This is a genomic window from Micromonospora sp. AMSO12t (genome assembly GCF_008806585.1).
GTDB lineage: Bacteria > Actinomycetota > Actinomycetes > Mycobacteriales > Micromonosporaceae > Micromonospora > Micromonospora reichwaldensis.
On record NZ_WAAS01000254.1, the window covers coordinates 1 to 9,130 of the forward strand.

The 9,130-nt window shown below is 72.9% G+C and carries 11 protein-coding genes; 5 read left to right on the plus strand and 6 right to left on the minus strand.

Annotation, left to right across the window (positions count from 1 at the left end; all coding sequences use genetic code 11):
• The coding region (locus F6X68_RS26580; RefSeq protein WP_151456841.1) for an amidohydrolase family protein at window positions 1–708 on the minus strand (708 nt) is incomplete at its 3' end.
• A gap of 5 nt (window positions 709–713) precedes the next feature.
• Complete coding sequence (locus F6X68_RS26585) at window positions 714–1,763, minus strand: zinc-binding alcohol dehydrogenase (protein WP_192581549.1); 1,050 nt, start codon at window positions 1,761–1,763, stop codon at window positions 714–716.
• Between the two features lie 154 nt (window positions 1,764–1,917).
• On the opposite strand from F6X68_RS26585, the gene F6X68_RS26590 reads away from it, so the two are divergent.
• The 4 genes from F6X68_RS26590 (at window position 1,918) to F6X68_RS34390 (ending at window position 4,991) form a co-directional block, all read left to right on the plus strand.
• Window positions 1,918–3,324 (plus strand): KamA family radical SAM protein, encoded by a 1,407-nt coding sequence (locus F6X68_RS26590; RefSeq protein ID WP_151456843.1) that lies wholly within the window; start codon window positions 1,918–1,920, stop codon window positions 3,322–3,324.
• Between the two features lie 196 nt (window positions 3,325–3,520).
• On the plus strand, window positions 3,521–3,850 hold the full coding sequence (locus tag F6X68_RS26595) for a helix-turn-helix transcriptional regulator (RefSeq protein ID WP_151456844.1): 330 nt from the start codon (window positions 3,521–3,523) through the stop codon (window positions 3,848–3,850).
• A complete protein-coding gene (locus tag F6X68_RS26600) occupies window positions 3,850–4,569 on the plus strand; it encodes a cation transporter (protein ID WP_151456845.1) in 720 nt (239 codons plus the stop codon). The genes F6X68_RS26595 and F6X68_RS26600 overlap by 1 nt, the downstream gene beginning before the upstream one ends.
• Window positions 4,570–4,814: 245 nt before the next feature.
• Window positions 4,815–4,991 (plus strand): hypothetical protein, encoded by a 177-nt coding sequence (locus tag F6X68_RS34390; RefSeq protein ID WP_225852441.1) that lies wholly within the window; start codon window positions 4,815–4,817, stop codon window positions 4,989–4,991.
• A gap of 178 nt (window positions 4,992–5,169) precedes the next feature.
• Here F6X68_RS34390 and F6X68_RS26610 read toward each other — a convergent pair whose 3' ends face one another.
• Window positions 5,170–5,364, minus strand: coding sequence for a CsbD family protein (locus F6X68_RS26610; protein ID WP_151456846.1), 195 nt, complete (start codon window positions 5,362–5,364; stop codon window positions 5,170–5,172).
• Between the two features lie 167 nt (window positions 5,365–5,531).
• Between F6X68_RS26610 and F6X68_RS26615 the strand changes: the two genes are divergently transcribed.
• Entirely contained in the window at window positions 5,532–6,143 is a 612-nt protein-coding gene (locus F6X68_RS26615; protein WP_151456847.1) for a histidine phosphatase family protein, read from the plus strand.
• Here the strand turns inward: F6X68_RS26615 and F6X68_RS26620 are convergent.
• From F6X68_RS26620 to F6X68_RS26630, 3 genes are all read right to left on the minus strand, one after another.
• Complete coding sequence (locus tag F6X68_RS26620) at window positions 6,073–6,579, minus strand: Lrp/AsnC family transcriptional regulator (RefSeq protein ID WP_151456848.1); 507 nt, start codon at window positions 6,577–6,579, stop codon at window positions 6,073–6,075. The two genes, F6X68_RS26615 and F6X68_RS26620, sit on opposite strands and share 71 nt — an antisense overlap.
• Window positions 6,580–6,737: 158 nt before the next feature.
• Window positions 6,738–7,880, minus strand: coding sequence for an acyl-CoA dehydrogenase family protein (locus tag F6X68_RS26625; protein ID WP_151456849.1), 1,143 nt, complete (start codon window positions 7,878–7,880; stop codon window positions 6,738–6,740).
• Window positions 7,877–8,992 (minus strand): Xaa-Pro peptidase family protein, encoded by a 1,116-nt coding sequence (locus F6X68_RS26630; RefSeq protein WP_151456850.1) that lies wholly within the window; start codon window positions 8,990–8,992, stop codon window positions 7,877–7,879. The genes F6X68_RS26625 and F6X68_RS26630 overlap by 4 nt, the downstream gene beginning before the upstream one ends.
• Window positions 8,993–9,130: the final 138 nt, after the last annotated feature.

The following is a 9,130-nucleotide window of genomic DNA, read 5'->3' on the forward strand; positions in this document are numbered from 1 at the left end:
CACCTCCGCCACGCCGTCACCCGACAACGCCAACAGACCCGTGAAGTCCTCCTCGTCGGAGATCTCCGGACCACCGCACTCGTGCACCGCCGCGATACCCAGCGACGCCGCGTGCGCCAACGCCGCCCGCTGCGCCGCCGCCCGCTGCGCCCCCGTCACCGACGCGAACGCCGCCGCCCGCACCACGTGGTGCGCGTCCCGCCGCAACCACCCCGACGCGTCGTACCCCGCCGCCGACACCACCTGCGGACACGCCGCCAGCAACGCCGCCGACACCAACGCCGAATGGATCGACGCCTGCGACAGATACAGCCGCCGACCCCCGGCCGCCCGGTCCAACATCGCCGCGTCCGGCAACCGCGGCACCAACCAACTCGACTCGTCCCAGCCGTGCCCCAACACCACCGCGTCCGACGGCAACCCCGCCGCGAACCCCGCCACCGCGTCCAGCAACTCCGCCGCCGAACGCACCGCCGACAGATCCAGCCCCGACAACGCCAACCCCGTGTCCGTGGCGTGCACGTGCGCGTCCACGAACGCCGGCGTCACCAACGCCCCGTCCAGATCCACCACCCGCTCGGCGACCGGCGCGTCCGCGTCCACCCCCAACCAGGAGATCCGGCCATCGGTCACCAGCAGAGCCGTCGCGCTCGGATCGGCCGGGCAGTGCAGCGTCCCGCCGCGGTACAGAGTCGAGGGGTTCGTCATGACCATCAGTCTGCCGCCAGACGCGCCTCGAACAACGCCCGCACCCCCGACTCCGAGCGCAACAGACCCAGCGCGAACTCGGCGTGCCCCGGCACGTACCCGTTGCCGACCAGCATCGTCACGTCCGCCGCCAGGCCCTCCGCCCCCAACGCCGCCGCCGCGAAACTCGTCGCCATCGAGAAGAACACCACCGTGCCGCCGTCCTCCGTCGCCAGCACCGCACCGTGCTCACACCCCGGCACGTCCACGCAGACCACCGTCACGTCCGCCGGCGCCCCCAACGCCGTCGTCACCGCCGACGACAACGCCACCGGATCTCGAGCGTCGGCCAACGCCACCACGTCCGCCAGACCCACCGCCGCCAGCGCGTCACGCTCCGCCACGACCGGCACCACCCCGACCGTACGGGCGGCACCCGCCCGCCGCGCCGCGGCCAGAGACAGCGACCCGCTCTTGCCCGCGCCACCGATCACCGCCACCCGCACCGGCGTCGGATCCTCCGCCCGCTCCCGCTCCGCCACGTACCGCGACACCACCCGCGCCGTCAGCGCCGGCGCCCCGCACACGTCCAGCACCGCCAGGGACAACTGCGGATCGAGATCCGCCGGCAGCACCGCCGCGATCGACCGGGCGAACAGGATCGCGTACCCGTCGCACGGCACCTGCTCGCTGCGCCCGTCCCAGCGGGCCAGCCCGTCGAGGATCGTCAGCGGCGTCAGCGTCAGCGACACCAGGGTCGCCACCCGCTGTCCCGCCCGCAGCCCCAGCGGGGACCGCCGTCCCGCCTCCTCCACGGTGCCGATCAGCATCCCGCCCGAGCCGGTCACCGGGTTCTGCATCTTGCCGCGCGTCGACACGATCTGGAGCACCTCGGCGCGGACCGCGTCGCCGTCCCCGCCGTGCTTCTCCCACAGCTGCCGGAAGCTCGCCGCGTCCAGGTTCAGCCGCTCCACCCGGATCCGCACCTCGTTCGGCGCGATCTCCGGACTCGCGTCCAGCCGCCACGCGGCCTGCGGCAGCACCCCCGCCGGTTCGACAACGCGGTGCAGACCCACCGGTGACGTCACGCCGACCTCCCCTGTCACGCCGCTCGAAGCCCCGACCAGGGCTCGCGTAGCGGGAAAACTTACGGCAGACTAATTTCTTCACCGAATATTTTCCAGTAGCCTTCGGGGTCGCTGATCAACCGCACCACATCGAGGAGGGGCCGTGACCCAGACCCAACCGGTAGAGACCCCGCCTGCGCCCCGCCCCGCGCCGGTCGCCGTCCCCACCGCCGGACAGCCCTACGAGTACCGCCGCGCGCCCCTCGTCGAACCCGACTGGACCCGCTTCCCCGGCTGGCGCCACGTCACCCGCGACCAGTGGGAGAACGCCCAGTGGCAGCGCGTCAACTGCGTCAAGAACATCAAGCAGCTGCGCACCGTCCTCGGCGACACGGTCGACGAGACCTTCTACGCCGACCTCGAGGCCGACCAGAAGGCCCTGGCCACCATGTCCATGCTGGTGCCGCCACAGATGATGAACACCATGGTCCCGTTCGCGCCGATGACCACCGAGGCGTTCCTCGCCGACCCCATCCGGCGCTACATGATCCCCGTCGCCTCCGACCGGCGCACCGACTGGCCCTCCCACCCGTACGCCAGCCGCGACTCCCTGCACGAACACGACATGTGGGTCGCCGAGGGCCTCACCCACCGCTACCCCACCAAGGTCCTCGCCGAGCTGCTCTCCACCTGCCCCCAGTACTGCGGGCACTGCACCCGCATGGACCTCGTCGGCAACTCCACGCCTGCCGTCGACAAGCTCAAGCTCACCCTCAAGCCCGTCGACCGCTACGACGCCCACATCGGCTACCTCAAGGCCCACCCCGGCGTCCGTGACGTCGTCGTCTCCGGCGGCGACGTGGCCAACGTCCCGTGGAAGAACCTCGAGTCCTACCTGATGCGGCTGCTGGAGATCGAGACCATCCGCGACATCCGGCTCGCCACCAAGGCCCTCATGGGCCTGCCCCAGCACTGGCTCCAGCCCGACGTCGTCGAGGGCCTCGAACGGGTCGCCCGCACCGCCGCCCGCCGCGGCGTCAACCTCGCCATCCACACCCACGTCAACCACGCCCAGTCGCTTACCCCGCTGGTCGCCAGGGCCGCCCAGACCGCCCTCGACGTCGGCGTACGCGACGTCCGCAACCAGGGCGTGCTCATGCGCGGCGTCAACGCCACCGCCCCCGACCTGCTCGACCTCTGCTTCGCCCTCCAGGGCGAGGCGGGCATCCTGCCGTACTACTTCTACATGTGCGACATGATCCCCAACGCCGAGCACTGGCGGGTCCCGGTCTGGCACGCCCAGCAGCTCCAGCACGACATCATGGGCTACCTGCCCGGCTACGCCACCCCGCGCATCGTGTGCGACGTGCCCTTCGTCGGCAAGCGCTGGGTGCACATGCTCACCGAGTACGACCGCGACCGCGGCATCTCGTACTGGACGAAGAACTACCGCACCTCCATCGAGTCCGCCGACGCCGAGGCGCTCAACAAGCGCCACGCCTACTACGACCCGATCGACACCCTGCCCGAGACCGGGCAGCAGTGGTGGGCCGAGCACCGCAACGACTGACCAACCCGCGACACCCGCACCCCCGGAGCCGACACCGGCCCGGGGGTGCCGCGTCTCCGACCCACGACGGCACCGCCGCTCCTCGGCTCGAGCGACCGCGAGGGTACAGCGCACGCTTTACCTTGAACAGGAACACCATGCTGCACGGGTGAGGCCCCGCCCTTCTTAGTACATCGCCGAATGTACTATCGGCGATGTGGAGACGTTGACGCACGGGCAGGTGCTGGCCCGCTTCGGTCATGCCCTGTCCGACCCGACCCGGGCGCGACTGCTGCTGGCGCTGCGCGACGGACCGGGATACCCGGCGGAGCTGGCCGAACTACTGAGCACGACCCGGCAGAACCTGTCGAACCACCTGTCGTGTCTGCGCGGCTGCGGCCTGGTGGTCGCCGTGCCCCAGGGCCGCCGCACCCGGTACGAGCTGGCCGACGCCCGGCTGGCACACGCCCTCGCAGATCTGCTCGGCCTCGTCCTGACGGTAGACCCGGCCGCGTGTCCGGATTCCGGCGAAAAGGGCTGCTGCTGATGACCCTCCCCCTCATCGACCTGACACCGGCGGAACCGTCGCCGGCGCGCCGCGCGGTGCTCGCCCGCCGGGTGCGGCTGCTGGTCGCCGCGACGATCACCTACAACGTCGTCGAGGCGGTCGTCGCGATCACCGCCGGCACGATCGCGTCGTCGACCGCCCTGCTCGGCTTCGGCTTGGACTCCGTGATCGAGGTATCGTCGGCAGCCGCGGTGGCGTGGCAGTTCGCCGGTCGCGATCCGGAAGCTCGGGAGAAGGCGGCGCTGCGGATCATCGCGGTCTCGTTCTTCGCTCTCGCCGCCTACGTGACGGTGGAGTCGGTGCGTGCCCTGCTCGGCGGCGCCGACGCCGAGCACTCCAGCATCGGTCTCGTGCTGGCGGCACTGTCGTTGGCGATCATGCCGGGCCTGTCGTACGCGCAGCGCCGCGCCGGCCGGGAACTCGGTTCGCGGTCGGCGGTCGCGGACTCCAAACAGACCCTGCTGTGCACCTACCTGTCCGCCGTCCTCCTCGTGGGCCTGGGTCTGAACAGCCTGTTCGGCTGGTCCTGGGCCGACCCGGTCGCCGCGCTGGTCATCGCCGTGGTGGCGGTCAAGGAGGGCCGTGAAGCGTGGCGCGGTGACGCCTGCTGCACACCCGGGCTCCCCCCGGCCGGGCCGGCGACAGGCAGCACGGACGGTTGCGTGGACAGTTGCTGCGCTGACGAGGGTTCGCGGTGACGGCCGGCCTGGCACTCGCCCTGTAGCTGCTGGGCCTGGTGCTGGCGTTCGGGTGTCGCACCCTGGCGCGGTGGCGGGTTACCGGCGACACCGGGCTGCGGCTGGACGCCGGATCGGCGTCGACCCCCGCGAGCGCACCAGGCTGGTCACCACCGGCGCGTTCGCGTTGGCGCGCAACCCCATCTTCACCGCGATGGCCGTCACCAGCCTCGGCCTGGCCGCGATGGTGCCCAACCCGATCAGTCTTGCCGCGGACCGCGGTCCTCGTCGCGTCGGTACAGGTGCAGGTCCGCGCGGTCGAGGAGCCCTACCTCATCCGCACCCACGGCGCCACCTACCTCATGTACGCCGCCCGGACCGGACGGTTCTGGCCCGGCCTCGGCCGCCGCACGACCCCGGTCAACGGACCGGTCATGCGGTAAGCCCCCCAGCCGAGCCCGTCCCGGCCATCGGCCGCCACCAGGCGAGCAGCGGGACGGGCACGCATAGATCGAAGCCCTCCCTGATTCCCCGACGTTCTCGCCGCGCAAAGCCGCAGCCGCGGGCCAGGACGTCCGGCGGCCCCCGGCGAGGGTGCCGGGAGCCGCCGCCGTACTCGGGTCACCTGGTGAAGGCGTCCTTCACGTCCCGGCCGGCGTCCGTGAGGTGCTCCCCGGCCTGTCGGGCACGCGCGTCGCTCTGCTGCGTGGCCCCCTCGTCGCGCATCCGCTCGCTGTGGGTGGCGCCGCCGAGTCGCTTCCTGGCGGCACCCGCCACCTGTTGGACCTTGTTCTTCGCCTTGCCGGTGAAGCCCATGTCGCCTCCTCAGCACGGGCCGGGCCTCCCCCGGCCCTCGTCTGGTCGGGTGCCTTCATCAGCCCGTGAGAAACCCCGCAGTGCTGTCATGGCGGGTGCCACACCCGCTAAGGCGTCCTAGGACACTAGGTGAACGGTGGGGAGATGCCGTCTGGTTGACTGGGCGGATGGGAGAGCTTCTGCTGATCCGGCACGGCGAGACCACCTGGAGTGCCAGCCGCCGGCACACCTCGTACACCGACCTCCAGCTCACCCCCGACGGCGAGCGGCAGGCCCGCGCCCTCGGCCGATTCCTCGCCGGCCGCCGCTGCGCCGCGGTCCTGACCAGCCCCCGCGCCCGGGCGCTGCACACCGCGCGCCTCGCCGGCCTCACGGTCACCGACACGCTCGACGACCTGGCCGAGTGGAACTACGGGGAGTACGAGGGGCGCACCACCGCCGACATCCGCGACGACCACCCCAACTGGTCCATCTGGGCCGACGGCTGCCCCGGCGGGGAGTCCCCGAACCAGGTCGGCGAGCGCCTCGACCGGGTGCTCGCCCGGGTCCATCCGCTACTCGACCGGGGCACCGTCGCCCTCGTCGGGCACGCCCACAGCCTGCGCGTGCTCGGCGCCCGCTGGGTCGGCCTGCCCCCGTCGGCCGGCGGGCTGCTGCGCCTGGACACCGCCACGGTCAGCGTGCTCGGCCACGAGCACGGCCGGCGGGTCATCCTGCGCTGGAACCAGCCGGTTCCCCCGACCCCCGCGAGCGCACCCGAAGCTGGGGCTCGGCACTGATCTTCGGCGACCGGTTCTCGTACGGCGTCGACAGCACCACCGTCGTACGGGTGGTCACGTTCGCCGCCGTCCGGATCTCCTGGAGCAGCCGCTCCAGGTCGGCCGGGCTGGCCACGCGCACCAGCAGGAGATAGAAGTCCTCCCCCGCCACCGAGTAGCACGAGTCGATCTCGGGCAGGTGGGCCAGCCGCTCCGGCGCGTCGTCGGGCTGCGACGGGTCGAAGGGCCGGATCGCCACGAACGCGGTCAGCGGCAGGTCCAGGGCCTCGAAGGAGACCCGGGCGGCGTACCCCTTGATCACGCCGCGCTGCTCCAGGCGGCGCACCCGTTGGTGCACGGCGGAGACCGACAGGCCCACCCGCTCCGCCAGATCGGTGTACGACAGCCGACCGTCAGCGGTCAGCGCGGCGATGATGGCGCGGTCGATCTCCTCCACGGCGTGCAACCTACCGGGAAAACCGCGTCGCGGCGACGAGGCGGCCCGCCGGCACGACGCGACGCCGGCGGGGCGACGCGACGCCGGCGGGGCGACGCGACGCCGGCGGGGCGACGCGACGCCGGCGGGGCGACGCGACGCCGGCGGGGCGACGCCCGTCAGCCCTTCGCCAGCGCCCGGGAGATGACCAGCCGCTGGATCTGGTTGGTGCCCTCGACGATCTGGAGCACCTTGGCCTCGCGCATGTAGCGCTCCACCGGGTGGTCGGCCACGTAGCCGGCCCCGCCGAGCACCTGCACCGCGTCGGTGGTCACCCGCATCGCCACGTCGGTGGCGAAGAGCTTCGCCTTCGCCGCCTCGATCGAGTACGGCCGGCCGGCGTCGCGCAGCCGGGCCGCGGCCAGCATCAACGCCCGGGCCGCGGAGATCTGGGTGGCCAGGTCGGCGAGCGTGAAGCCCAGTCCCTGGAAGTCGATGATCGCCTTGCCGAACTGCTGGCGCTCCCGGGCGTAGCCGACCGCGTAGTCCAGCGCCGCCTGGGCCAGCCCGACCGCGCAGGCGGCGATGCCGAGGCGTCCCGAGTCGAGGGCGGACATGGCGATGGTGAAGCCCGCCCCCTCCCCGCCGATCAGCCGCTCGGCCGGCACCCGGGCCGAGTCGAAGGCGATCTGCGCCACCGGGGAGGCGCGCAGCCCCATCGTGCGCTCGGCCGCCTGCGGCGCGATGCCTGCCGTCGCGCGGTCGGCCAGCAGGCAGGAGATGCCCTTCGGGCCGGGCCCGCCGGTGCGGCAGAAGATGTTGTAGAAGTCCGCCACCTGCGCGTGGGTGATCCACGCCTTGGTGCCGTCGACCACGTAGTCGTCGCCGTCGCGCACGGCCTTCGTGGTCAGCGCGGCGGCGTCCGACCCGCCCTGCGGCTCCGACAGGCAGTACGCCCCGAGCAGCTCCCCGCCGATCATGTCGGGCAGCAGCTTGCGCTGCTCGTTCGTCCCGAACTGCGCCAGGGGGTAGCAGGACAGCGTGTGCACGCTGACCGCCTCGGCGACCGCCAGCCAGCGGCTGGCCAGGATCTCCAGCACCTGGAGGTAGACCTCGTAGGGCTGGGCGGCGCCGCCGTGCTCCTCGGCGTAGGGCAGGCCGAGCAGGCCGGCCCGCCCGAGGGTGCGCAGCACCTCGCGGGGGAACTCCGCGCGCTCCTCGAACCCGGCGGCCCGCGGCGCGAGCTCCCGGTCGGCGAGTTCGGTGGCGAGGTCGAGCAGGTCGTGAGCTTCGTCGGTGGGGAGGATCCGGTCGACAGTCATAGCGCGATGAGCTCCGTGGGGGTGGTGTTGAGCCGTTGCACGCCGTCCGTGGCGCAGACGACGATGTCCTCGATGCGGGCGCCGTGGCGGCCCGCCAGATAGATGCCCGGTTCGACGGAGAACGCCATCCCCGGCTCCAGGGGGCGGGCGTTGCCGGCCACCACGTAGGGCTCCTCGTGGCCGTCCAGGCCGATGCCGTGGCCGGTCCGGTGCAGGAACGCCGCGCCGAAGCCGGCGGCCGCGATCGGCTCCCGGGCCGCCGCGTCGACGTCCCCGGCGGTGATCCCGGGGCGGACCGCGGCCACCGCGGCCCGCTGGGCGGCGTGCAGGACCGCGTAGTAGTCGACGAACTCGGCCGGCGCCGGGGCGCCCGCGACGTAGGTGCGGGTGCAGTCCGAGCGGTAGCCCGACGGCATCGTCCCGCCGATGTCCACGACGACCGGCTCGCCGGCACCGATGGGGCGGTCGGAGGTGCCGTGGTGCGGGCTGGCGGCGTTCGGGCCGGCGGCGACGATCACGAAGTCCACGCTCACGTGGCCGGTGGCCCGGATCGCCGCGGCGATGTCGGCGCCCACCTCCGCCTCGGTGCGTCCCGGCCGCAGCCACTGGCCCATCCGCGCGTGCACGGCGTCGATCGCCGCGCCCGCCTCGGCCAGCGCCGCGACCTCGACCGGGGACTTGCGCAGGCGCATCTCGCACAGCACCTCGGAGGCCAGCCGCTGGGTGGCGCCGGGCAGCGCCGCGCGCAGGGCCAGGACCTGCTCGGCCCACATCCGGTCGGCCAGGCCGACCGTCGCCACCGGTCCGTCGAGCGCGGCGACGAGCAGCGGGTACGGGTCGGTGCCGTCGGCGTGGTCGACGATGCGTACGCCGGTGGCCGGGGCGGGGGACGCCTCGGCGGCCGGCCGTTCCAGGGTGGGCACGATCAGCGTCGGCTCGCCCTGCGCGGGCAGCACGAGGCAGGTGAGCCGCTCCCCCTCGTGGGCGTCGTAGCCGGTCAGGTAGCGCAGGTCGGAGCCGGGGGTCAGCAGTAGCGCGTCCAGGCCCGCGGCGGCGGTGGCGCGCCGGGCATCGTCCAGCCGCCGTGGCGGATACAGCTCGTCGGATCCCACGCGCTCAGCTTAACGGTCGTTCGGGGCCGGAACCCAGCCCACCCGAGGTCGGGCAGTGCCCGCGCATCCATCGAACATCATCGTTGACGTGACAGTTAACAATCCTTAGGATTTGGCTGCCTCGAGGATGTCCACCCC

Coding starts and splice junctions, on each gene's coding strand:
- F6X68_RS26625 (WP_151456849.1), bottom strand. CDS start 7,880: ATGACTGTCGACCGGATCCTCCCCACCGACGAAGCTCACGACCTGCTC.
- F6X68_RS26600 (WP_151456845.1), top strand. CDS start 3,850: ATGACCCTCCCCCTCATCGACCTGACACCGGCGGAACCGTCGCCGGCG.
- F6X68_RS26615 (WP_151456847.1), top strand. CDS start 5,532: ATGGGAGAGCTTCTGCTGATCCGGCACGGCGAGACCACCTGGAGTGCC.
- F6X68_RS26610 (WP_151456846.1), bottom strand. CDS start 5,364: ATGGGCTTCACCGGCAAGGCGAAGAACAAGGTCCAACAGGTGGCGGGT.